General features: G+C 71.1%; 21 protein-coding genes and 1 riboswitch. Of the genes, 10 read left to right on the top strand and 11 right to left on the bottom strand.

Annotated elements, in window-relative coordinates:
- The first annotated feature begins 9 nt into the window (after nt 1-9).
- The 4 genes from ABD224_RS17120 to ABD224_RS17105 all read left to right on the top strand — a co-directional run bounded on the left by ABD224_RS17120 (nt 10) and on the right by ABD224_RS17105 (nt 5,579).
- The gene (locus tag ABD224_RS17120; protein WP_344050625.1) at nt 10-522 is read left to right on the top strand and encodes a GNAT family N-acetyltransferase; all 513 of its coding nucleotides are present in this window, start codon (nt 10-12) and stop codon (nt 520-522) included.
- Nucleotides 523-640: 118 nt separating this feature from the next.
- Nucleotides 641-752, top strand: a riboswitch (adenosylcobalamin-variant (AdoCbl-variant) riboswitch).
- 131 nt (nt 753-883) lie between these two features.
- Complete coding sequence (locus ABD224_RS17115; protein ID WP_344050623.1) at nt 884-3,292, top strand: ribonucleoside-diphosphate reductase subunit alpha; 2,409 nt, start codon at nt 884-886, stop codon at nt 3,290-3,292.
- A complete protein-coding gene (locus tag ABD224_RS17110; protein WP_344050621.1) occupies nt 3,292-4,320 on the top strand; it encodes a ribonucleotide-diphosphate reductase subunit beta in 1,029 nt (342 codons plus the stop codon). Before ABD224_RS17115 ends, ABD224_RS17110 begins: the two co-directional genes overlap by 1 nt.
- Before the next feature lie 293 nt (nt 4,321-4,613).
- Nucleotides 4,614-5,579 carry a helix-turn-helix domain-containing protein gene (locus ABD224_RS17105; RefSeq protein WP_344050618.1) on the top strand — a complete coding sequence of 322 codons (966 nt, stop codon included), beginning with the start codon at nt 4,614-4,616 and terminating at the stop codon, nt 5,577-5,579.
- A gap of 21 nt (nt 5,580-5,600) precedes the next feature.
- On the opposite strand, the gene ABD224_RS17100 is transcribed toward ABD224_RS17105, so the two are convergent.
- From ABD224_RS17100 to ABD224_RS17055, 10 genes are all read right to left on the bottom strand, one after another.
- Nucleotides 5,601-6,974, bottom strand: coding sequence for a bifunctional albaflavenone monooxygenase/terpene synthase (locus ABD224_RS17100; RefSeq protein WP_344050613.1), 1,374 nt, complete (start codon nt 6,972-6,974; stop codon nt 5,601-5,603).
- Nucleotides 6,971-8,062 carry an epi-isozizaene synthase gene (cyc1, locus tag ABD224_RS17095; RefSeq protein WP_425580991.1) on the bottom strand — a complete coding sequence of 364 codons (1,092 nt, stop codon included), beginning with the start codon at nt 8,060-8,062 and terminating at the stop codon, nt 6,971-6,973. Before cyc1 ends, ABD224_RS17100 begins: the two co-directional genes overlap by 4 nt.
- A gap of 316 nt (nt 8,063-8,378) precedes the next feature.
- A complete protein-coding gene (def, locus tag ABD224_RS17090) occupies nt 8,379-9,029 on the bottom strand; it encodes a peptide deformylase (protein WP_344050609.1) in 651 nt (216 codons plus the stop codon).
- Between the two features lie 61 nt (nt 9,030-9,090).
- Nucleotides 9,091-10,071 (bottom strand): tetratricopeptide repeat protein, encoded by a 981-nt coding sequence (locus ABD224_RS17085; RefSeq protein ID WP_344050607.1) that lies wholly within the window; start codon nt 10,069-10,071, stop codon nt 9,091-9,093.
- A gap of 105 nt (nt 10,072-10,176) precedes the next feature.
- Entirely contained in the window at nt 10,177-11,409 is a 1,233-nt protein-coding gene (locus ABD224_RS17080) for an HD-GYP domain-containing protein (protein WP_344050605.1), read from the bottom strand.
- Nucleotides 11,406-12,713 (bottom strand): HD-GYP domain-containing protein, encoded by a 1,308-nt coding sequence (locus ABD224_RS17075; RefSeq protein WP_344050603.1) that lies wholly within the window; start codon nt 12,711-12,713, stop codon nt 11,406-11,408. The genes ABD224_RS17080 and ABD224_RS17075 overlap by 4 nt, the downstream gene beginning before the upstream one ends.
- Nucleotides 12,714-12,842: 129 nt before the next feature.
- Complete coding sequence (gene rsrA / locus ABD224_RS17070; RefSeq protein WP_344050601.1) at nt 12,843-13,253, bottom strand: mycothiol system anti-sigma-R factor; 411 nt, start codon at nt 13,251-13,253, stop codon at nt 12,843-12,845.
- A complete protein-coding gene (locus tag ABD224_RS17065) occupies nt 13,250-13,945 on the bottom strand; it encodes a sigma-70 family RNA polymerase sigma factor (RefSeq protein WP_344050599.1) in 696 nt (231 codons plus the stop codon). The genes rsrA and ABD224_RS17065 overlap by 4 nt, the downstream gene beginning before the upstream one ends.
- A 255-nt stretch (nt 13,946-14,200) precedes the next feature.
- The gene (locus ABD224_RS17060) at nt 14,201-14,788 is read right to left on the bottom strand and encodes an alpha/beta hydrolase family protein (protein WP_344050704.1); all 588 of its coding nucleotides are present in this window, start codon (nt 14,786-14,788) and stop codon (nt 14,201-14,203) included.
- A 341-nt stretch (nt 14,789-15,129) separates the two neighbouring features.
- The gene (locus ABD224_RS17055; RefSeq protein ID WP_344050597.1) at nt 15,130-15,969 is read right to left on the bottom strand and encodes an SOS response-associated peptidase; all 840 of its coding nucleotides are present in this window, start codon (nt 15,967-15,969) and stop codon (nt 15,130-15,132) included.
- A 189-nt stretch (nt 15,970-16,158) separates the two neighbouring features.
- Between ABD224_RS17055 and ABD224_RS17050 the strand changes: the two genes are divergently transcribed.
- The 4 genes from ABD224_RS17050 (at nt 16,159) to ABD224_RS17035 (ending at nt 19,739) form a co-directional block, all read left to right on the top strand.
- Nucleotides 16,159-16,881, top strand: a complete 723-nt coding sequence (locus tag ABD224_RS17050; protein WP_344050594.1) for a M50 family metallopeptidase — start codon at nt 16,159-16,161, stop codon at nt 16,879-16,881.
- A gap of 56 nt (nt 16,882-16,937) precedes the next feature.
- A complete protein-coding gene (gene aroA, locus ABD224_RS17045; protein WP_344050592.1) occupies nt 16,938-18,254 on the top strand; it encodes a 3-phosphoshikimate 1-carboxyvinyltransferase in 1,317 nt (438 codons plus the stop codon).
- A gap of 18 nt (nt 18,255-18,272) precedes the next feature.
- Nucleotides 18,273-19,283, top strand: coding sequence for a ribosome small subunit-dependent GTPase A (gene rsgA / locus ABD224_RS17040; RefSeq protein WP_344050589.1), 1,011 nt, complete (start codon nt 18,273-18,275; stop codon nt 19,281-19,283).
- 132 nt (nt 19,284-19,415) lie between these two features.
- The gene (locus tag ABD224_RS17035) at nt 19,416-19,739 is read left to right on the top strand and encodes a DMT family transporter (protein ID WP_067391600.1); all 324 of its coding nucleotides are present in this window, start codon (nt 19,416-19,418) and stop codon (nt 19,737-19,739) included.
- A gap of 24 nt (nt 19,740-19,763) precedes the next feature.
- Here ABD224_RS17035 and ABD224_RS17030 read toward each other — a convergent pair whose 3' ends face one another.
- Nucleotides 19,764-20,372, bottom strand: a complete 609-nt coding sequence (locus ABD224_RS17030; protein ID WP_344050586.1) for a TetR/AcrR family transcriptional regulator — start codon at nt 20,370-20,372, stop codon at nt 19,764-19,766.
- 199 nt (nt 20,373-20,571) lie between these two features.
- On the opposite strand from ABD224_RS17030, the gene hisN reads away from it, so the two are divergent.
- The gene (gene hisN / locus ABD224_RS17025; RefSeq protein ID WP_344050584.1) at nt 20,572-21,372 is read left to right on the top strand and encodes a histidinol-phosphatase; all 801 of its coding nucleotides are present in this window, start codon (nt 20,572-20,574) and stop codon (nt 21,370-21,372) included.
- Nucleotides 21,373-21,519: 147 nt separating this feature from the next.
- A complete protein-coding gene (locus ABD224_RS17020) occupies nt 21,520-21,921 on the top strand; it encodes a CBS domain-containing protein (protein WP_344050582.1) in 402 nt (133 codons plus the stop codon).
- Nucleotides 21,922-22,012: the final 91 nt, after the last annotated feature.

The following is a 22,012-nucleotide window of genomic DNA, read 5'->3' as shown; positions in this document are numbered from 1 at the left end:
TTCACGCCCATGGACTTCACGATCCGGCCGGTGGAACCCGGCGAGTACGACACCCTCGGGGAGATCACCGCCCAGGCCTATCTCCAGGACGGGCTCCTCGATTTCGGGGAGAGCGACGCGTACCTCGGCGAACTGCGCGACGTGGCCAAGCGGGCGGCCGCCGCCGAGGTGCTGGTGGCCGTGGCGGACGACAACGAGGTGCTCGGTGGCGTGACCTTCGTGCCCGCCGGAGGTCCCCTGGCCGAGATCTCCGGCCCGGGCGAGGCCGAGATACGGATGCTCGCGGTCGCGCACGCGGCCCGCCGCCGGGGTGTCGGCGAGGCGCTCGTACGGGCCTGTCTGGACCGGGCACGGGCCATGGACGGCTGTGTCCGCGTGGTGCTGTCGACCCAGAGCACCATGCACTCCGCCCACCGGATCTACGAACGCCTGGGCTTCGTCCGCACACCCGAACGCGACTGGAACCCCCTGCCGCACATCGACGACATCACTCTGCTCACCTACGCGCTGACGCTGAACTGACGACCGGACCGGCACCGAGCCGGCTCCGGGCCGACGCCACGTTACCCATCTGACCCAGGCTCAGCACAACATCTGGGGGTGCTTCCCCGCCCCGGCACAACATGTATGCTCATGCTCGCTGTCGCCGCAGGGGAATCCGGTGCGAATCCGGAACTGTCCCGCAACGGTGTATTCGCACACGTGTGCCCGCATGGCCGTGTACGTGCGTCAGTCCGAGTACCTGCCGGCAGTGCACCCGGCCGCCCGGTCCGGGTGCCCCGACGTCCAGGCCTCGTGGGGTGGGCCGGTGGACGCGACGCCGCGTGCGCTCGTGTGCTGCCCTGCCCTCGACGAGGCCCGTGCCGAGCGAGGGAGATCCCACGTGACCATCGCGTCAGCCGACCCGGCCTCAGCCACGGCCCCGGAGGCCGGCAGTCCCGGCGCCGCACTGCTGCAGACCCTGACCGAGTTGACCGCCGACCTTCCCGACGCCGACCCCGGCCGGGTCGCCGCCGCCGCGCTGCGCGGCCGGTCGGCCCACGCCGACGAGGCCGAGCTGCGGGAACTGGCCACGGAGGCGGCCGCCGGACTCATCTCCGAGGACCCCGCCTACTCACGGCTGGCCGCCCGGCTGCTGACCCTCGGCATCCGCGACGAGGTCGCCTCCCAGGGCGTCACGTCGTTCACCGGCTCCATCGCCGTCGGTCACCGCGAGGGCCTGATCGCCGACCGGACGGCCGCGTTCGTCCGCGTGCACGGCGAACGGCTGGACGCCCTGGTCGACCCGGCCGCCGACGACCGCTTCGGCTACTTCGGTCTGCGCACCCTGTACAGCCGCTATCTGCTGCGGCACCCGGTCAGCCGCAAGGTGATCGAGACGCCCCAGTACTTCCTGCTGCGGGTGGCGAGCGGCCTGGCCGAGGACGACACCGCGCGCTCCCTCGACGAGGTCGCGGAGCTGTACGGGCTGATGAGCCGCCTCGACTACCTGCCCTCCTCCCCCACGCTGTTCAACTCCGGCACCCGGCACCCCCAGATGTCGTCCTGCTATCTGCTGGACTCCCCCGGGGACGAGCTGGACTCGATCTACGAGCGCTACCACCAGGTCGCCCGTCTGTCCAAGCACGCCGGCGGCATCGGCATCGCCTACTCCCGCATCCGCTCGCGCGGTTCGCTGATCCGCGGCACCAACGGGCTCTCGGGCGGCATCGTGCCGTTCCTGAAGACCCTGGACGCCTCGGTGGCCGCCGTGAACCAGGGCGGCCGGCGCAAGGGCGCGGCGGCGGTCTACCTGGAGACCTGGCACGCGGACGTCGAGGAGTTCCTGGAGCTGCGGGACAACACCGGCGACGACGCCCGCCGCACGCACAACCTGAACCTCGCGCACTGGGTCCCCGACGAGTTCATGCGCCGGGTGGACGCAGACGAGCAGTGGTCGCTGTTCTCCCCCTCCGACGTGCCGGAGCTGACCGATCTGTGGGGCGAGGAGTTCGACGCCGCGTACCGGGCCGCGGAGGCCAGGGGCCTGGCGAAAAAGACACTGCCGGCCCGCGAGCTGTACGGCCGCATGATGCGCACCCTCGCGCAGACCGGCAACGGCTGGATGACCTTCAAGGACACCGCCAACCGCACCGCCAACCAGACGGCCGAGCCCGGCCACGTCGTCCACTCCTCCAACCTCTGCACGGAGATCCTGGAGGTCACGGACGACGGCGAGACCGCGGTCTGCAACCTGGGGTCGGTCAATCTGAGCGCGTTCGTGCGCGACGGGGACGGCGAGGACAGCAAGGACAGCGGGGACAGCGGGGGCGTCGGGAGCATCGACTGGGAGCGGCTGGACGAGACGGTCCGCACCGCCGTCACCTTCCTCGACCGCGTGGTCGACATCAACTTCTACCCGACCGAGCAGGCACGCCGGTCCAACGCCCGGTGGCGCCCGGTGGGCCTGGGGGTCATGGGCCTGCAGGACGTGTTCTTCAAGCTGCGGCTGCCCTTCGACTCCCCGGAGGCGAGGGCCCTGTCCACCCGGATCGCCGAACGGATCATGCTCGCCGCGTACGAGACCTCCGTCGCGCTCGCCGAGCGGCACGGCCCCCTTCCGGCCTGGGAGAAGACCCGTACGGCCCGGGGTGTGCTGCACCCCGACCACTACGACGTCGCGTTCACCTGGCCCGAGCGCTGGGCGGCCCTGCGCGAGCGCGTCGCCGCGGCCGGCATGCGCAACGCGCTGCTGCTCGCCATCGCCCCGACCGCCACCATCGCCTCGATCGCGGGCGTGTACGAGTGCATCGAGCCGCAGGTCTCCAACCTGTTCAAGCGCGAGACGCTGTCCGGGGAGTTCCTCCAGGTCAACTCCTATCTGGTGGCCGACCTGAAGAAGCTCGGCGTCTGGGACGCCCGGACCCGGGAGGCACTGCGCGAGGCGGGCGGCTCGGTGCAGGGCTTCGTCTGGATCCCCGAGGACGTACGGAAGCTGTACCGCACGGCGTGGGAGATCCCGCAGCGCGCCCTGATCGACATGGCGGCCGCCCGCACCCCGTTCCTGGACCAGTCGCAGTCCCTGAACCTGTTCATGGAGACGCCGACCATCGGCAAGCTCTCCTCGATGTACGCGTACGCGTGGAAGCAGGGCCTGAAGACGACGTACTACCTGCGTTCCCGCCCGGCCACCCGGATCGCCCCCGCGGCCCGGGCACAGCACCGCACCACCGCCCCCGCACCGCGGGCGACCGCGTCGGACGCCGTCGCCTGCTCCCTGGAGAACCCCGAGTCCTGCGAGGCCTGCCAGTGATGTCCACCCGTCCCCCGGCCGCCCGCCCCCAGAATCTGCTCGACCCCGGCTTCGAGCTGACCCTGCGTCCGATGCGCTACCCCGACTTCTACGAGCGCTACCGGGACGCCATCAAGAACACCTGGACCGTGGAGGAGGTCGACCTCCACTCGGACGTCCCCGACCTCGCGAAGCTGACGCCGGGCGAGCATCACCTCATCAGCCGGCTGGTCGCGTTCTTCGCCACCGGCGACTCGATCGTCGCCAACAACCTGGTGCTGACCCTCTACAAGCACATCAACTCCCCCGAGGCGCGGCTGTATCTGAGCAGGCAGCTCTTCGAGGAGGCGGTGCACGTCCAGTTCTATCTGACGCTGCTGGACACCTATCTCCCCGACCCGGACGACCGCGCCGCCGCCTTCGCGGCCATCGAGCACATCCCCTCCATCCGCGAGAAGGCCGAGTTCTGCTTCACGTGGATGGACTCGGTGGAGGAGCTGGACCGTCTGGAGACGAAGGCGGACCGCCGTCGCTTCCTGCTCAATCTGATCTGCTTCGCCGCGTGCATCGAGGGTCTGTTCTTCTACGGCGCCTTCGCCTACGTGTACTGGTTCCGCAGCCGGGGCCTGCTGCACGGGCTGGCCACCGGCACCAACTGGGTGTTCCGGGACGAGACGATGCACATGTCGTTCGCCTTCGACGTGGTGGACACCGTCCGCAAGGAGGAGCCGGACCTCTTCGACGACGCGTTGCAGCAGCAGGTCACCGACATGCTGAGGGAGGCGGTCGGGGCCGAGCTGCAGTTCGCGCGTGATCTGTGCGGTGACGGCCTGCCGGGGATGAACACCGACTCCATGCGGCAGTACCTGGAGTGCGTCGCCGATCAGCGTCTGACACGTCTCGGCTTCGCCCCGGTGTACGGCTCGGACAACCCCTTCTCCTTCATGGAGCTCCAGGGTGTTCAGGAGCTGACCAACTTCTTCGAACGGCGTCCGTCGGCGTACCAGGTGGCGGTGGAGGGCACCGTCGACCTGAACGAGGACTTCTGACCGGCGCACCTCTGCCGGGGGTCCCGGTTCTTCCGGGGCCCCTGGTCCTTCCGGGGCTTCCGGCCCTCCCGGGCCCGCCGGAGCTGACGGTCGATACGGAGGTCGCGGACGGCACCGATCGCCGCGGGCAGGACCATGAGGACCAGGAGCCCGAGGACGGTGATCAGGGTGATGAGACCTTGCAGCTGTGTCGTATCCATGGACACCACTGTCGCGCCGGGCACTCCCTTTCGTGAGTGGCAGGACTGCCGTACATCTTCAAATTCCTGCCACTGCCGCGGCATACTGGCAGCATGCTGAAGAACGTGGCCGCCGTCCTGCTGGACCAGGTGCATCCCTTCGAACTCGGCGTCGTCTGCGAGGTCTTCGGACTCGACCGCAGCGACGAGGGGCTGCCGGTGTACGACTTCGCGACCGTCTCCGCGGAGGGGACGCCGCTGCGCACCCACGTCCCCGGTCTCACGTTCTCGACGCCGTACGGCCTGGAGCGGCTGGAGGAGGCGGACCTGATCGTGGTGCCGGCCTCGGACGCGGCCCCCTCGTGCGACTTCCCGCCCGCGCTGCTCGACGCGCTCAACCGGGCCGTGGACCGCGGGGCGCGGGTGCTCAGCGTCTGCTCGGGCGTCTTCGTGCTGGGCGCCGCCGGGCTGCTGGACGGGCGGCGCTGCGCGGTGCACTGGCGGCACGCGGAGGAGCTGGCGCGGCGCTTCCCGCGGGCGGTCGTCGAGCCGGACGTGCTGTACGTGGACGAGGACCCGGTGATCACCTCGGCCGGGACCGCGGCGGGCATCGACGCCTGTCTGCACATCGTGCGCAAGGAGCAGGGCCCCCAGGTCGCCAACCGGATCGCCCGGCGGATGGTGGTGCCCCCGCACCGGGACGGCGGGCAGGCCCAGTACATCGAGCGGCCCCTGCCCACGTCTCCCTGCGACACGGTCGGCGAGGTGCTGGCCTGGATGGAGAGGCACCTCGACCAGGAGATCACCGTCGAGCAGCTCGCGGCCCGCGCGCACATGTCCCCGCGGACCTTCGCCCGTCGCTTCCAGCAGGAGACCGGTACGACCCCGTACCGCTGGCTCCTGCGTCAACGCGTGCTGCTGGCACAGGAGTTGCTGGAAGCGACGGACGAGACGATGGATGCGATCGCGAGCCGGACGGGGTTCGGGACGGCGGCGGCGCTGCGGCACCAGTTCATCCGCACGCTGGGCACCACCCCGAACGCCTACCGGCGCGCGTTCAGGGGCCCGCGGGCCGCCTGAACGCGTGGGTTCCCGCTCGCGTCACCTCGGCACCGGCCGGACCAGCAGATTCCGCGGACGCAGGGTGATGCCGATCTGCGGGGAGTCGTCCGACCCGGCGACCCGCTCCAGACGGAACCGTGCGGCCACCGCCGCCGTGAAGAGGCTCAGCAGCGCCATGGAGAAGTGGTCGGCGGGGCACTTCCGGTTGCCCACGCTGAAGGGGCTCATGGCGTATTTCGGTACGTCCTTGGCCCGCTCGGGAAGCCAGCGGTCGGGATCGAACGTCAGATGGTCCGCGTACGATCGCGGATCGCGCTGGATGGCGTACGGACTGTAGATGATGTCCGCCCCGGCGGGAATGCGCCATCCACCGAGTTCCGTGTCGGTGACCGCCCGCCGTGTCAAAACCCATACCGATGGCCGTAAACGCATCGTTTCCACGACGACATTGTTGGTGTGCGTGAGCATGCGGACGTCGTCGAATGTCACGGGTTTGCCGCCGGTCACGGTTTCAACTTCCGCGTGGATCCGGTCCGCGTGTTCCGGATGACTCACGAGTGTGTGCAGCAGCCACATGATCGTGGCGCCCACCGATTCACCGCCGGCGGTGAGTATCGCGACCACCTGGTCGTGGATCTCCTGCTCCCCGATCGGCTCGCCCGTGTCGTCCTTGGCCGTCAGCAATACCGTCAGCAAATCGTCCGGTTTTCGCCCTGACGCCCGGCGTTCGGCGACGACCTCGTCGACGAGGCGATGCATATCGGCCAATGCGCGGTTGAATGCGCGGTTGGCCGGAAACGGCAGCCGGTACAGCGGCCCGAGCGGCAGGACCATCCGCCGGTATGTACCGCGGAAAACAGTGGTGAGCGCTCCGCACAGCCTCTCGGCCCATGCGTCCGTGCACCGGCCGCTCAGCAGGCAGCGGGCCGAGGTGCGCACGGCGATCCGGAAGGCCTCCGAGGTGCTGTCGACCGGCCGGCCGGCGCTCCAGCGCTCGGTCAGCGCATGCACCTCCTCCTCCATGACCGGACCGTAGCCGGGGATGGCGTCGAGCCGGAAGGCGGGCTGGATGGTGCGACGCTGGCGGCGGTGCCGGGGGCCGTTGGAGGTGGCCACGCCCTCCTTGCCGAGCAGTGCCTCCAGGGACTCCCACAGCGGGCCGGAGATGATGTAGTCGGGGCTGAGGGCCACCGCTCCGGTGAGGGCGGGGGTGGTGACGGCGTACACCGTCTTGGGGCCGATCCTGACACGGACGACGTCGCCGTGGTCGCGCAGCCGGCTCATGAAGGCCAGGGGGTCGCGGACCAGTGCCGGACCGTGACCGAGAAGCGGTACCGCCCCCGGGGCCAGCGGTGGCTCATGCGCTTCTCCGGAATTCCGCCGGAATTCAGGGTTCGCCGACTCGACGGTCATTTCTCACCTGCCGCTTCATTGTTGACGTACGGGGGTGTGGACCGGTCTTCCCAGCTGTCGACCATGTACCGGCCGGACTCGTGATGGAACCAGTAGACGGAACTGAACCAGTTCCGCATGTTGCCGAGGCAGTCCCGTACGGCGGCACTCAATTCCTTTCCCCGCACCGTGCCGTCCGCGAGGTCGTCGGCGAAACGTAAGCCCTCCTGTTCGGCGACAAGGAATTCGGAAATGCAGTTCTCGATGCGCCGCCGCATTTCCTCCGTCGCCTCCTCGAGGGTCAGCCCGTCATGTCTGATGAGACTGATCCCGAGGTTGTGCACCTCGTTGCCCGCTAATTCCTTGGGCAGTGAGCACAGGTCGTTGTACCAGGCGGCGAATTCCTGGCTGAGCAGTGCCGGGCGCCGGTAGGCGGGGTTTTTCCTGACCTCGTCCGGGAGTTCGCAGCCGGCGCTCGGCTCCAGCAGGTCGGTCCAGATCCAGTGCGCGAAGGTGAGCCGGCGCAGGGCGAGGTACTCCTCGACCGTGGGCACCACGCCCTCGGTACGGTTGCGGAACTCCTGGTCGTACGCCTCGATCACCGCGTGGAAGTGCCGGGCGAAGCGGGCGTTCCAGGCCGGTGACAGGAACGAGTAGAGACGCAGCACGCTGTCCGCGAAGCCCGCGACCAGGGCGTCCCGGTGATGCAGATGGTCCCCGGGGGAGTCCAGGGCCGTGTGCAGCGCACTGCGCAGTCGCCGCCAGGCGGCGGACCGGCCGTGGACGATGTCGCGGTCGTGGCGGTCGTCCCAGACGAAGAACCACGCGCTGTAGTCCGCTATCGCCTGGAGCACCTCGTCGGGGGCGCCGATGTAGTACCCCGCCATGAGATCGGTGTAGCGCAGGCCGTCGACGTGTTCCTCGACCTTGTCGGCCGGCATGAGCCGCTTTTGCAGCAGCCAACTGCGGGTCTTCTCCTGGAGCTGGGGCCAATAGGTGTGCAGTTGCCGAGGAAAAGCGGCCTCGATCACCGGGAGAGCGAGTCGGGGCGGCACTTCGACCGCCTTCGGTATGGATGTCGTTGTGGTGCTGTTCGGGAAAGCTGGCACGGACAACCCCTCTCAGCCGCTGGTGACGTACACCCCTTCCGTTGGTGCCGAGCGCACGCCGTTGCGTATCCCCCTACCCCGATTCAGCGCCGCAACTGACCTTTCTGGGAACGGATTTGCTCCACTTGCCATTCCGGGATGCCGCGAATATCCCCTTGTGTGACTGATTATGAGGAAGGGAAGCGTACAAAGGATCGAATGGGCAACGCATCTGCACCACCCGTGCGACGGCATACGAACGGCGCCCGGACGGCTTTTCCTGCCGGCCGGGCGCCGTGGGGACAGGTCGCTTCCGTCCCGACTGCCGCGAGAGGTGTCAGTCGTTGGGGACGACGGGGTAGCGTGGCTCGTTCTCGGCCATCTGCCGCAGCGCCTCCTTGCGTTCGCGCTTGGAGAGCCGGTCGATGTAGAGATGGCCGTAGAGGTGATCGGTCTCGTGCTGCAGGCACCGCGCGAAGTACCCGGTGCCGCGCACCTTGATCGGGTTGCCCCGCTCGTCCTGGCCGATCACCTCGGCGTAGTCGGGGCGGGCGAGCGGCGCATAGGCGGTGGGCACGGACAGACAGCCCTCGTTGCTGTCGTCCAGGCGGCGGCGGTCGGCGGGCAGCTCGACCAGCTTGGGGTTGCAGACGACGCCGACGTGCCGGACGCCCTCGTCGTCGGGGCAGTCGTAGACGAAGACCTTCAGGTCCACCCCGATCTGGTTGGCGGCCAGGCCCACTCCCTCGGCGGTGCGCTGGCTGGCGAACATGTCCGCGATCAGCTGCTGGAGCTCCTCGCCGAAGTCGGTGACGTCCCTGCACTCCTTGTGCAGCACCGGGTTGCCGACGACCGTGATGGGCCGGGAGGTGCCGCGCTCGCGCCAGGCCGTCTCGCGCTCCTCGCAGTTCTCCGTGTCGACGACGTATCCCTCGTCGTCGACGGGGAGCACGCCCGCGTGCTGCTGATCGGTGTCCTGCTGCGCCATGACCGCCCTGTGCCTGCCTTCCTGAAACGACTGATGCTGTTAAAGAGTACGGGGAGTGTGCTCAGCAGACCTCTTCCAGGTCCCGCCAGTCCCGGGAGTCCGGGCTGTCGGCGACCCATCCGTCCAGCAGCCCCCTCACCAGCGAGGCGGGCGCGGCCACCCCGCACTCCCGCTCCGGCACCCACAGATGCCCGTCGGTGCGGTGGCCGAGGGGGCCGGGCTGCCCCGGTTCACTGTGGTCGTGCGGGTCGAGGTACTCGCCGTCGCCCTCGTCGGCCGGCATCCGCGACTCCGAGCACATCCGGCACAGCAGCCGTACGGACGACGACCAGTCCTCGGCGGCGAAGCCGGCGTCGGCGGCCAGTCGCTCCAGGGCGTCCCGGTCGGCCTCGGTGGCGGCCTCGATGAGGACCACCCAGGTGGGCACGGGCGAGGGCGCCCACAGCTCGATCTCGTCGAAGACGGGGTAGGTGTCGCCGGCCGCGGTGGTCCGCTCGCCGTGGGGCACGCCGTCGTGCAGCACGACCTCGCCCCAGCGCCGCCCCGAGGAGGGCAGCGGGATGGACAGCACCTCGATCCGGGCCGGGTCCAGGCGGCGGCCCCAGACCACCTCGGCCTCGCCCTCCGGCGACAGCCGCACGGCCGCGCTGCCCAGCTCCATGCCCACCGGCTCCCCGGCGGCGGCCGTGCCTCCGGGCACCTTCAGGCCGTACGCCTGCCAGGCCCGCCGGGCCAGCGGCCAGTCCTGCAGGGCGGTGGCGGCGATGCCGACGTTCCACCAGTCGGGCGCCCCGGTCTCCTTCTCCAGCAGGGCCACGGCCCTCAGCCCCGCCGCCCTGGCCTGCTCCCAGTCGTGGCGGAACTTGTGCAGCAGGGCGAGGTTGAACCAGGACTCGGACAGCCAGGGTTCCAGGTCGGCGGCACGCGTCAGCAGCCGGCCCGCGTCCTCGTACCGGCCGTCGCCGATCAGGGTGAAAGCGCGGTCGGTGGCCTGCCGCCAGGAGGCGGAGGGCCGGTGCCGTGCCTTGCCGAAGATCCTCACGATTCCCGCCTGCCAGTTCCGTTCAGTGGGCTGGCCTCTGCCCCCGGACACCCTCTTTCTCGCATCCAACCATGTACGGCTGGAAGGGCGCTCCTTACCCGTGGGTTACCCCACGACGGGCGACGCCGGACCGTCGCGTGAGAGTACACGGGCCAGCGACTCCACCACATCGGGGGCATGCTCGGCCGCCAGCCGCAGCTCCTCCAGGACCTTGAGCGACCCGCCGGGTCCCGCGTCGCGCACCTTCTCCTCGTAGGCGTTGACGGTCCGCACGATCCGCGCGGGCAGCGGCTGTTCCGGGCAGGGGTCGGCCTGGCGCTCCACCACGACCGCGACCCGCGCGTCCACCCCGGTCTGCCGGACGACGGCCCCGCCGAGCAGCGCGATGCGCCGCTGCTGCTCGGCGGGCAGACCGGCGGTGGCGCCCGCGGGAACCGGGTCGACCAGGCTGAGCTGGCCGATGTCATGCATGAGCGCCGCGTGCTCCAGCACGGTCAGCTCGGGCTCCGTCATCCCCAGCTCCCGGCCCACGGCCCGGCTGAGCGCGGCCACGCGCCGGGCGTGTCCCGGCGGGGTGTACCCGGCGACCTCGGTGGCCCGGGCCAGGGAGGCGATGGTCTGGCGGTAGGTGCTCCGCACGGCCGCGTACCGTCTCAGGGACAGCTGGGTGAGCAGCAGCGGCAGCGAGAACACGGGCAGCGCCCACAGCCCGGCCACGGCGACCGCGAGGGCCATGACCGCGCCGGTCGCGCACACCGCCGAGCCGATCCCGAGCAGCCCGCGCAGCTCCTCGCGCAGCAGCGGGCCGAACGGCCACCCGGTGCGGCAGTGCGCCGACACGGCGGACAGCACGGCGCCGCACAGCGCGGTGAGCACCAGCAGCGCGAGCAGCAGCAGGGCGTAGGCCGGGCCGATCCAGTCCCGGAACACCCCCGCGCCGTACAGCGGTTGGAAGCAGACGGCCGCGAAGGCGACGGTGAGGATCCGCCGGGTCAGGTGGCCGAGGGCCTGCTCCTCCCCGCGCGCGAGGTGCGGCACGCTGCCGAGCAGACACGCGCCGAGCACCACGGCGACGGTCTGGAAGACGCCGTGGTGACTGGCCCGCCCGGCGTCCTCGCCCAGCAGGGCGTACGACAGCGCTCCGGCGGCGCCCAGGGGCGCGGCCTCCCGGGCGTCGGTGCCGCTCCACCGCGCGAGCTCGCCGACGAGCACGAGCACCCCGAAGGCGAGGGCGGCCCCGCGCTCCTCCACACCGGTCCACAGGGTGACGCCGAGGGACAGCAGGGCGACGAGGGCGGCCGAACCGCGGATGAGGACCAGCAGCACGGACCGGCTCATCGGCGTGCTTCCTCACGGCCGGACGCGGACGACACCGGCGGGGAGGCGGACGCCCCGTCCTCGGCCGTGACCGCCGGATGCCAGCCGTACCGGTCCAGGGCCCGCGCCAGCGCCGCGACCATCCGTGGGTCGAACTGCGCGCCGGCGCAGCGCCTCAGCTCCTCCAGGGCGGCGTCGACCGGGCGGGCCCGCCGGTAGGAGCGGGTGGAGGTCATCGCGTCGAAGGCGTCCGCGACGGCCACCACCCGTGCGGACTCGGGGATCTGGGTGCCCGTCAGCCCGTACGGATAGCCGCTGCCGTCCAGGCGTTCGTGGTGGTGCAGGATCGCCGAGCGGGCCTCGCCGAGGAAGGAGATCCCGCGCACCATCTCGTGCCCGTACTCGGGGTGCAGCTCGATCACCCGGCGTTCCTCGGGGGTCAGCGGCCCGTCCTTGCGCAGCAGCCGGGTGGGCACGCCCAGCTTTCCCACGTCGTGCAGGATGCCGGCGAACCGCAGCACCTCGACGCGCTCGTCGTCCATGCCGAGTTCGCGCGCGATCATCATGGAGGCCCGGCCGACCCGCTCGCTGTGCCCGCGCGTGTATCCGTCCTTGAGGTCGACGGCCTGCACCAGCGCGCGGATGGTGGACTGATGGGCGGCCCGTTCCCGGTGGTACTGGGCGTACGCCCACCACGACACGCACATCGGCAGCAGCACCAGCAGCGCGGCGACCGGGCCGTAGGGGCTGCACCACAGCACGGCCATCATCAGTCCCGCGAGCCCGTGCACCCCGATCGGCGCCAGTGACCGGGTGAACATCCCCGGCCACGCCCTGTGCACCGGCATGCGCTCGGCGAGTCCGCGGATTCCGCCGTCCAGCGCCGTCAGCACCAGGCAGAAGGCGAGCACGGCGGCCCCGGCGGGGACGAGGGCACAGGGGAAGTCGGAGGCGACGACGGCCTCCGGACCGCCCAGTGCCCGGTGCGCCCGGGAGGCGGCCCACACGGCGAGGACGAGCTGGGCGGCCTGCCAGATCCGGCGCAGCGCCTCGGGCCGCTGCCCGGCGCGGGCGAACAGGGCGCCCGGCAGCGGAACCAGCGCGGCGGCGGCCGGCGGCAGCAGGAAGGCCGCCGCCAGCAGAACCGGGTAGAAGGGGCCGGCGAGGGTGCGCCGGGCGAAGTACCGGCAGCCGGCGTACACCACGGCGAGCAGGGCGACCGCCCACCAAGGGGTCCGGGTCACCGACAGCGGCAGCAGACAGGCCAGAGCCGCGAGAACCACACAGGCGACGTACGCACGGGCCCGCGGTGGAACCGCCTCCATGCCGCTCCTCCCCGGTCACGCCTGTCCACGCTGGGAGCGTAGGGCGGGCAGGGAGGAGTGCACGGGGCAAAGCCCCGTGGATTAGCACGTTCGGGTGAATACCCGGGCAGGCGTCCCCATGAGCGAGGGTCAGGACTCCTGCGGGGTCGGCGGTGTCGTCCTCGGCGCCGTCGGTGTCTTTTTCGGTGTTGCCGGTGTCTTTGCCGGTGTTGTCGATGCTGTCGGCGTTGTCGGTGTTGTCGATGCTGTCGGTGCCGCGGTCATGTCGTGCTCGGGAACCAGCTGCCCGGAGCGGATCAGTTCGATCCGCCCCATGACCTTGGCACGCAGGTCGGCCGGGACCTCGTCATGTCCGCAGCACCGCTTGACCAGCTTCTTCACGGCCTGCTCCAGGCCGTACTTCTCAAGGCACGGCGAGCATTCCTCGAAGTGGTGCTCGAACTTGGTGCGATCGGCTTCCGGCATCTCACTGTCGAGGAACTCGTAGAGATGCTCGAGTACCTCACGGCAGTCCGTCTCGTGCGGCTCTCCGCAGCTCATGAGCCCGAGCCTTTCGCTTCGTTCGACTCTCCGACACCGGCCGGGACCAGTCCGCGCTCACGGGCGTAGTCCTCGAGCATGCCGCGCAACTGGCGGCGGCCCCGGTGCAGCCGGGACATCACCGTACCGATGGGTGTCCCCATGATGTCCGCGATCTCCTTGTAGGCGAAGCCCTCCACATCCGCGAGGTAGACGGCGATGCGGAACTCCTCGGGGATCGCCTGCAGCGCCTCCTTCACGTCCGAGTCGGGCAGGTGGTCCAGCGCCTGCGACTCGGCGGAGCGCAGTCCCGTCGACATGTGCGACTCGGCCCGCGCGAGCTGCCAGTCCTCGATCTCCTCGGCCGCGCTGCGCTGGGGCTCGCGCTGCTTCTTGCGGTAGGAGTTGATGAACGTGTTGGTGAGGATCCGGTACAGCCACGCCTTGAGGTTGGTGCCCTCGCGGAACTGGTGGAAGGACCCGTACGCCTTGGCGTAGGTCTCCTGCACCAGGTCCTCGGCATCGGCCGGGTTGCGCGTCATGCGCAGCGCGGCCGAGTACATCTGGTCGAGGAATGCGAGCGCGTCCCGCTCGAAGCGCGCACTGCGCTCGGCACTCGATTCCGCGGACGCCTCCACACGCGCGTCCCGGCCCTCGGGCTGCTCCGCCTGGCCGTTGTCGGCCCCTGCGTCGGTACCGGGAACCGGACCCACCTCCTCAAGCAATGTCGCGGGGTCGAGAACGGCCCCACCCGAATCGGAGGATAGACGACGATCCGGTCCGCCCGCCGCCCGAACGGGGACGGTCCCGGCAGCGTGCAGCACCGTCCAGTCCAGGGCGGTACGGCTGCTGCGAGCGGGGCAGAAGGTCGAACCCATGGGGCGGACTCCCTCTCCTCTGACACGGCTGCCGGTGACCGGCACTTCCGTCCGCCTCAACAGCGCCCGGGGGCCGGACATTCCCGGGTGTCACCCGAGTGACGCGACCCACCGGGCGACGCCCCCGGTGATGATCTCCAGCGCCTGCTCCTGTGTGATGTCCGCCCGCTTCGGGACGGCGAAGCCGTGATCGGCGCACGGCACCTCGATGAGTTCGTACGCCCCCTGCGGGAACTCCTCGGGCCTGCCGAACGGGTCGTTGCCGCCCTGGACGACGAGAGCGGGCACCCCGGACGCGAGCAGTTCCTCCGCACGGGACTTCTCCGGCCTGCCCGGCGGGTGCAGCGGAAAGCTAAGCGCCAGAACGGCGTGCACGCCCAGCCCGGCCGCGGTGCGGCAGGCGACACGCGCGCCCGCGCTGCGGCCGCCGGAGATCACCGGCAGTCCGGGCGCGGTGAGCGCCGGCCAGAGCCCGCGCCAGCCGGTGTCCAGGGTCTTCGGCGCGGGGGCGACCTTCTTGCCGGCCACCCGCCAGGGCTGCTCGACGAGCGCGACGGTCACACCGTGCCCGGGGAGCGTCCTGGCCAGCGCCTGCAGGTCGCGGGCCTCGATGCCGCCGCCGGCACCGTGGCTCACGGCGAGGACGAGCCGCGCGTCGTCCGCCCGGTGCCAGGTGATGCGGGCCGGGCCCGCATCCGTCTCGACCGTCTCGACCGTCCCGGTGTTCTCCGCGTTCTCCGTTCTTTCCGTTTCCGTGCCTTCCGCGCCTTCTGCTCCTTCTGTTCTTGCTGTTCTTGCTGTTCTTGCTGTTCTCTCTGCTCTTGCGGTGTGCTCGCTCACGTCCACCGGAAACCTCCGGGGACGCCCCGCTCCGGCCGGGGAGTGAAGGACACCGCCCGCACGGCCGGACGCGCCGGCTGTCGTGCGGCATGAGGGTCGCGCACGCGTGACTCCTTGCTCCTCGCCTGCCCGAACCGCTCGGGCAGGAGCTCTCCCGCTTCGGCCGGGAGAGGCCCACGTCAGAAGAGTGTGCCCTCTTCCGGGGCGGGCAGCTCCCTGAGCAGCTCCGGGCCGTTGTTGCGGACATTGCTCACGGCCGTCGAGACGGGATAGGCGCGCATCAGACCGGGCGGCGGGGGCTCCAGCAGGGTGCGCAGGTCGTCCACGTCCGTGCGGGTCGGATCCAGCCAGGCGTCCCACCGGTCGGGGGTCAGCATCAGCGGCATCCGGGGATGGATGTCGTACAGCGAGCGCGGGCCCTCGGCCGGGGCGACCGCCAGCGGGGTCCGCTCGGCCTCCGTGGTGATCACCGCGCAGGTCACCCACCAGGCCTGCGGGTGGTCGTCGGGCAGCGTACGGTCCCGCCAGAACTCGTAGAGCCCCGCCATCGCGAGCACCGAGCCGTCCGCCGGGGTGACGAAGTACGGCTGCTTGCGGGGCCGCTTGCGCCTGCCCTCGACCTCCAGCTCGCGCTCCTGGGGGCCGGTGACCCACTCGTAGTAGCCGTCGGCGGGCAGGATGCAGCGCCGGGCGGCGAAGGCACGGCGGTACGACGGTTTCTCGTGCACGGTCTCCGCACGTGCGTTGATCATCCGGGCGGCGCCCTCGGGGGACTTCGCCCAGGAGGGGACGAGCCCCCACCGCAGCTTCCGCAGCTGCCGGACCGGGCGTCCCGCATCGGAGGAACCGGCCGCCGCGGCGTCGGCGCCCTTCAGGGGGCGGTCCAGGACGACGGGGACCTCCTTGGTCGGGGCCACGTTGTAGTCGGGTGTCAGGATCTCCTCCGGATCCCATTTCTCGATCCCGAAGATTTTCGCGAGATCCTCGGTTCCGCGACTCGCTGCATACCGTCCGCACATACGTGCAACACTGCCAGGCCCACCCGTCACCCGACCACCGCCCCTCAACGACGGCGCTGCGCGCCGACCCCTACTGACCCGTCACCCGACCACCACAACTCACAACCTCACAACGACGGCGCTGCGCGCCGACTCCTATTCACTGCGCGTCGCTTCGAGGACTTCGAGGACAGGGAGCCACTGGGAACCATGGCCAGCACCGCCGCCACCGCGCTGCCCGATCTCTGGGACCGGTTGACCGGTACCCAGCCCGACCCCGACCTGTGGGTGGTGATCGCCACAGCGGTCGCCGCGCTCGCCGCGGTCGTCCCGCACCGTCTGTGGCGCGTCTCCCGCAACGCGATCACCATCGCGCACGAGGGCGGCCACGGACTGGTGGCACTGCTCACCGGCCGCACGCTGACCGGGATACGTCTGCACTCCGACACCAGCGGCCTGACCGTCAGCCGCGGCAAGCCGTACGGCATCGGCATGATCCTCACCGCGGCCTCCGGCTACACCGCTCCCCCGCTGCTGGGCCTGGGCGGTGCGGCCCTGCTCGCCGCCGGGCGCATCACGCTGCTGCTGTGGGCGGCCACGGCGCTGCTGATGGCGATGCTGGTGATGATCCGCAACGCGTACGGGGCACTCACCGTGATCCTCACCGGCGGCACGTTCCTGCTGGTGTCCTGGCTGGCCGGGCCCCAGGTGCAGGCGGCGTTCGCGTACGCGGTGGTGTGGTTCCTGCTGTTCGGCGGGGTGCGTCCGGCCTTCGAGCTGCAGGCCAAGCGGTCCCGAGGGGGTGCCGGGGACTCGGACGCGGACCAGCTGTCGCGGCTGACGCACGTACCGGCGGGACTGTGGCTGTTCCTGTTCCACGCGGTGTCGCTGTGCTCGCTGATCGGCGGCGGCCGCTGGCTGCTGGAGGTGTGATCACCCGCCGGATCGGCCGACGGGCGGTCCGACCGCCTCCTTATAGAGTGGGGGCCATGCTTCCGAACCCCGCGCCCTCCGCCCTCTGGCCCGCCCCGCACGCGAGCGGAGCCGTCGATGCGACGGTCCACGTGCCGGGGTCCAAGTCCGTCACCAACCGCGCCCTGGTCCTCGCCGCCCTCGCCTCCGAGCCGGGCTGGCTGCGCCGCCCGCTGCGCTCCCGGGACACGCTGCTGATGGCGGGCGGCCTGCGGGCGATGGGTGTGGGCATCGAGGAGGGCGTCGGCCCGGACGGCACCGGAGAGGTCTGGCGGGTGATCCCCGCGGGTCTGCACGGCCCGGCCACGGTCGACGTCGGCAACGCGGGCACCGTGATGCGCTTCCTGCCGCCGGTCGCCGCGCTGGCCGACGGCCCCGTCCGCTTCGACGGCGACCCCCGGTCGCACGAGCGTCCGCTGCACGGGGTCATCGACGCGCTGCGCGCCCTGGGCGCCCGGATCGACGACGACGGCCGGGGAGCGCTGCCGATGACCGTGCACGGCAGCGGCGCGCTGGACGGCGGCCCGGTGGAGATCGACGCCTCCTCCTCGTCCCAGTTCGTCAGCGCCCTGCTGCTGTCCGCGCCCCGCTTCAACCAGGGCGTGGAGGTCCGGCACACCGGTCCGACGCTGCCGTCGATGCCGCACATCCGGATGACGGTGGACATGCTGCGCGCGGTCGGCGCCCAGGTGGACACCCCCGAGTCGGGCGGCGAGCCGAACGTGTGGCGGGTCACCCCGGGTGCCCTGCTGGGCCGGGACCTGACCGTGGAGCCGGACCTGTCCAACGCCCAGCCCTTCCTCGCGGCTGCGCTGGTGACCGGCGGCAGGGTCGTCATCCCCGACTGGCCGGCCCGGACGACCCAGCCGGGCGACCGGCTGCGGGAGATCTTCACCGAGATGGGTGGTTCCTGCGAGCTCACCGACCACGGTCTGGTGTTCACCGGTTCGGGTGCCGTGCACGGCATCGACGTCGACCTGGGCGAGGTCGGCGAGCTGACCCCGGGCATCGCGGCCGTCGCCGCCCTCGCGGACTCGCCCTCGACCCTGCGGGGCGTGGCCCATCTGCGGCTGCACGAGACCGACCGGCTGGCCGCTCTGACCAAGGAGATCAACGCGCTCGGCGGCGACGTGACCGAGACGGCCGACGGCCTGCACATCCGTCCGCGCCCGCTGCACGGCGGGATCTTCCACACCTACGAGGACCACCGCATGGCAACCGCCGGTGCGATCATCGGCCTGGTCGTGAAGGGCGTACAGATCGAGAACGTGGCGACCACCTCGAAGACCATGCCGGACTTCCCCGAACTGTGGACCGGGATGCTCGGGGAGTAAGGGCGCGGGGGACACGCCATGCGGCGCTACGGCAAGCACACCGACGAGGACGACATCCGCATCCGCCCGGGCCGCCGGGGCAGCCGACCACGTACGAACATCCGTCCGAAGCACGAAAATGCCGTCGAGGGCATGGTGCTCACCGTCGACCGGGGCCGTCTGACCTGCCTGGTCGACGGTCGTACGGTCGTCGCGATGAAGGCCCGCGAACTGGGCCGCAAGGCCGCCGTCGTGGGTGACCGGGTCGCCCTGGTCGGCGACCTGTCCGGGAAGAAGGACACCCTCGCGCGCATCGTCCGCATCGAGGAGCGCACCTCCGTCCTGCGGCGCACGGCGGACGACGACGACCCGTACGAGCGCGTGGTCGTGGCCAACGCCGACCAGCTGGCCATCGTCACCGCGCTCGCCGACCCCGAGCCGCGCCCGCGTCTGATCGACCGGTGCCTGGTGGCGGCGTACGACGGCGGCCTGGACCCGCTCCTGGTCATGACCAAGTCGGACCTGGCCCCGCCGGACAAGCTCCTGGAGCTGTACGGCACGCTGGACATCCCCCATGTCGTCATCAACCGCGAGGAGCTGGAGAAGGGGGACGCGGCGGACCGGGTGCGCGAGCACCTGGCCGGAAGGATCACGGCGTTCGTCGGTCATTCCGGCGTCGGCAAGACCACGCTCGTCAACGCGCTGGTGGCCGAGGAGAGGCGGCGGGAGACGGGCCGGGTGAACGCGGTGACCGGCCGCGGCCGGCACACCACGACCTCGGCGCTCGCACTGCCGCTGAAGGGCGCGCCCGGCTGGGTCGTCGACACCCCGGGCGTACGGTCGTTCGGCCTCGCGCACGTCGACCCGTCCCGGGTCATCCACGCCTTCCCCGACCTGGAGCCGGGCACGGAGGGGTGCCCGCGCGCCTGCAGCCACGACGAGCCGGACTGCGCGCTGGACGAGTGGGTCGCCGAGGGCCACGCGGACCCGGCGCGTCTGCACTCGCTGCGCCGGCTGCTGGCCTCGCGGGAGCGCAAGGAGGGCGACTGACCTCCGCCGAGGCCTTCGCGTTGTTTGCACGGGCATGGTCCGGCACGTGCATAATCGCTCGGAGCCGGACGGGGGACCTGCCCCGAACGCGATCGAGCGGTCACGGCGCGCGGACCCACGGGAGGACAGCACATGGCGTGGCTGCTGGTCATTGTGGCCGGGTTGCTCGAGACGGGCTTCGCCGTGTGCCTGAAGCTGTCGCACGGTTTCACCAGGCTCTGGCCCACCATCGGCTTCTGTGTCTTCGCGCTGGGCAGTTTCGGGCTGCTCACCCTGTCGTTGAAGAAGCTCGACGTGGGACCGGCGTACGCGGTGTGGACCGGCATCGGTGCGACGGGCACCGCGATCTACGGCATGGTCTTCCTCGGCGACCTGGTCTCCACCCTGAAGATCGTCTCGATCAGCCTGGTCATCATCGGCGTGATCGGGCTGCAGCTGTCCGGTTCCGCGCACTGAGGGCCCGTCCGGCCCCCGGGCGGATCAGGCGGGCCGGCGGTGCAGGGCACCGCGGACGAGTCCGGCGACCCCGCCCTCGCCCGGTGGCACCATCACGCACGACAGGGCGAGACGGAGCACCAGTTCACAGGTGCGGGCCAGGTCGGCGGTCTCCGCCCCGGAAGCACCGGGCGCGGACAGCAGGGCCACGGCACGGTCGCGGACGGCCGCCGCCAGGTCCTCGGGCGACGGCAGCGGGCCGTCCGCCCTGCGCTGCGCCGGCACCACGGAGGAGGACGGCACCGCCGAGAGCGTGGGCGCGGGCAGCCGCTCACTCCAGCAGCCGGTGAGCACCGCTCTCATCAGCGCGTTGTCACGGGCTGCCGACACGATCCACTCGGCGACGGCGACGAGCCGTTCGCATGTGTCCCCCTGGGTGGCGAGAGCGCGTTCGACGCCGGCGAGACAGCCGTCCGCCTCTCTTCTGACGAGCGCGCGGGCGAGTCCCTCCTTGCTGCCGAACTCGTTGTAGAGCGTCTGCCGGGAGACTCCGGCCGCCGCGGCCACGTCCACCATCCGCACGTCGGACCACGGCCGGCGCAGCAGCGCCGTACGGGCGGCGTCCAGCAGGGACTCCCGGGCTGCAGGCATCATCGCCTCCCTGGGGCGGAGCAACTCTGGGCCCAGATTTGACGTAGGGGAACACAGTGTCAAGGGCGCATGACGGGTTGTGGAGGAGCACCGTCCCGCGGCCGGCGGCCCACCCCCGAACCGCCCCTTGCTCCACTCACGTGCACCGCCGTACCCACACCCCCGGTAGCCCCGCACCCGTGGGGCGGATACCGTGCCTTACATGTCCGACTACCTCGATGACCTGCGTCTGGCCCACGTTCTCGCCGACGCCGCCGACGCCGCGACCATGGAACGCTTCAAGGCCCTCGACCTCGAAGTCGAGACGAAGCCGGACATGACCCCTGTCAGCGAGGCGGACAAGGCGGCGGAGGAGCTCATCCGCGGCCAGCTGCAGCGCGCCCGCCCCCGCGACGCGATCCTCGGCGAGGAGTACGGCATCGAGGGCACCGGACCCCGCCGCTGGGTCGTCGACCCGATCGACGGCACCAAGAACTACGTCCGCGGTGTACCCGTCTGGGCGACGCTCATCGCCCTGATGGAGGCATCCGAGGGCGGCTACCAGCCCGTCGTCGGTGTCGTCTCCGCGCCCGCGCTCGGCCGCCGCTGGTGGGCCGCGCGGGGCCACGGCGCCTTCACCGGCCGCGGCCTGACGAAGGCGAGCAGGCTGCGGGTCTCGCGCGTGGCGAAACTCGCGGACGCCTCCTTCGCGTACTCCTCGCTCAGCGGCTGGGAGGAGCAGGGCCGCCTGGACGGCTTTCTGGACCTGACCCGTGCGGTGTGGCGCACGCGCGCGTACGGCGACTTCTGGCCGTACATGATGGTCGCCGAGGGTTCGGTCGACCTCTGCGCCGAACCCGAGCTGTCCCTGTGGGACATGGCCGCCAACGCGATCATCGTCACCGAGGCCGGCGGCACCTTCACCGGACTGGACGGCCGCCCCGGCCCGCACAGCGGCAACGCGGCGGCGTCCAACGGACTGCTGCACGACGAGATGCTGGAGTACCTCAACCGGCGCCACTGAGAAACGCCCGGTGCCCCGCGTGCTCCCCGACGAGCCGCGCGTGCCCTCTTGTTGGCTCCCGCTTTGCCTGCGACTCTGAGAGTCCCCCCACTTGTGAATTTGTGAATCCGCGAACTATCCGGATTCCCCGAGGAGGTGGCTCCAGCCATGCTCGTCCGTGACGCCATGAGCACCGTGGTTCTCACCATCGGCCCCACGCACACCCTCCGCCAGGCGGCGGCCCTGATGTCCGCGCGCCGCGTCGGCGCCGCCGTGGTCTACGACCCCGACGCCGGGGGCATCGGCATCCTCACCGAACGCGACATCCTCAACTCCGTCGGCCTGGGCCAGAACCCGGACACCGAGCACGCGCACGCCCACACCACCACCGACGTGGTGTTCGCCGCTCCGACGTGGACCCTGGAGGAAGCGGCCCGGGCCATGACGCACGGCGGCTTCCGGCATCTGATCGTCCTGGACGGCGGCGAGCCGACGGGGATCGTCTCCGTCCGCGACATCATCCGCTGCTGGGTGACGGCCCGGCAGCAGGCGACTCGGATACCGGCCTGATGGCTCCGGCGGGACCCTGACGTTCCGGTCCCGGCGGACACGACGGCGGGCCGGCCCCGGAGGAACCCGGCCTGCCCGCCACGGCAGGCGG

Source organism: Streptomyces thermoalcalitolerans (assembly GCF_039525155.1).
In the GTDB taxonomy this organism is placed as follows: domain Bacteria; phylum Actinomycetota; class Actinomycetes; order Streptomycetales; family Streptomycetaceae; genus Streptomyces; species Streptomyces thermovulgaris.
The sequence above is the reverse complement of the archived record's forward strand: the minus strand, read 5'-3'. Positions and strand labels throughout refer to the sequence as shown.

What these genes read in the sequence shown, in the direction of transcription:
- ABD224_RS17120 (WP_344050625.1), top strand. Translation starts at nt 10, where the DNA reads ATGGACTTCACGATCCGGCCGGTGGAACCCGGCGAGTACGACACCCTC.
- ABD224_RS17110 (WP_344050621.1), top strand. Translation starts at nt 3,292, where the DNA reads ATGTCCACCCGTCCCCCGGCCGCCCGCCCCCAGAATCTGCTCGACCCC.
- ABD224_RS17020 (WP_344050582.1), top strand. Translation starts at nt 21,520, where the DNA reads ATGCTCGTCCGTGACGCCATGAGCACCGTGGTTCTCACCATCGGCCCC.
- ABD224_RS17035 (WP_067391600.1), top strand. Translation starts at nt 19,416, where the DNA reads ATGGCGTGGCTGCTGGTCATTGTGGCCGGGTTGCTCGAGACGGGCTTC.
- ABD224_RS17055 (WP_344050597.1), bottom strand. Translation starts at nt 15,969, where the DNA reads ATGTGCGGACGGTATGCAGCGAGTCGCGGAACCGAGGATCTCGCGAAA.
- rsrA (WP_344050601.1), bottom strand. Translation starts at nt 13,253, where the DNA reads ATGAGCTGCGGAGAGCCGCACGAGACGGACTGCCGTGAGGTACTCGAG.
- aroA (WP_344050592.1), top strand. Translation starts at nt 16,938, where the DNA reads ATGCTTCCGAACCCCGCGCCCTCCGCCCTCTGGCCCGCCCCGCACGCG.
- rsgA (WP_344050589.1), top strand. Translation starts at nt 18,273, where the DNA reads ATGCGGCGCTACGGCAAGCACACCGACGAGGACGACATCCGCATCCGC.
- ABD224_RS17080 (WP_344050605.1), bottom strand. Translation starts at nt 11,409, where the DNA reads ATGAGCCGGTCCGTGCTGCTGGTCCTCATCCGCGGTTCGGCCGCCCTC.
- ABD224_RS17100 (WP_344050613.1), bottom strand. Translation starts at nt 6,974, where the DNA reads ATGACCGTCGAGTCGGCGAACCCTGAATTCCGGCGGAATTCCGGAGAA.
- ABD224_RS17030 (WP_344050586.1), bottom strand. Translation starts at nt 20,372, where the DNA reads ATGATGCCTGCAGCCCGGGAGTCCCTGCTGGACGCCGCCCGTACGGCG.
- ABD224_RS17105 (WP_344050618.1), top strand. Translation starts at nt 4,614, where the DNA reads ATGCTGAAGAACGTGGCCGCCGTCCTGCTGGACCAGGTGCATCCCTTC.
- ABD224_RS17050 (WP_344050594.1), top strand. Translation starts at nt 16,159, where the DNA reads ATGGCCAGCACCGCCGCCACCGCGCTGCCCGATCTCTGGGACCGGTTG.
- ABD224_RS17075 (WP_344050603.1), bottom strand. Translation starts at nt 12,713, where the DNA reads ATGGAGGCGGTTCCACCGCGGGCCCGTGCGTACGTCGCCTGTGTGGTT.
- hisN (WP_344050584.1), top strand. Translation starts at nt 20,572, where the DNA reads ATGTCCGACTACCTCGATGACCTGCGTCTGGCCCACGTTCTCGCCGAC.
- def (WP_344050609.1), bottom strand. Translation starts at nt 9,029, where the DNA reads ATGGCGCAGCAGGACACCGATCAGCAGCACGCGGGCGTGCTCCCCGTC.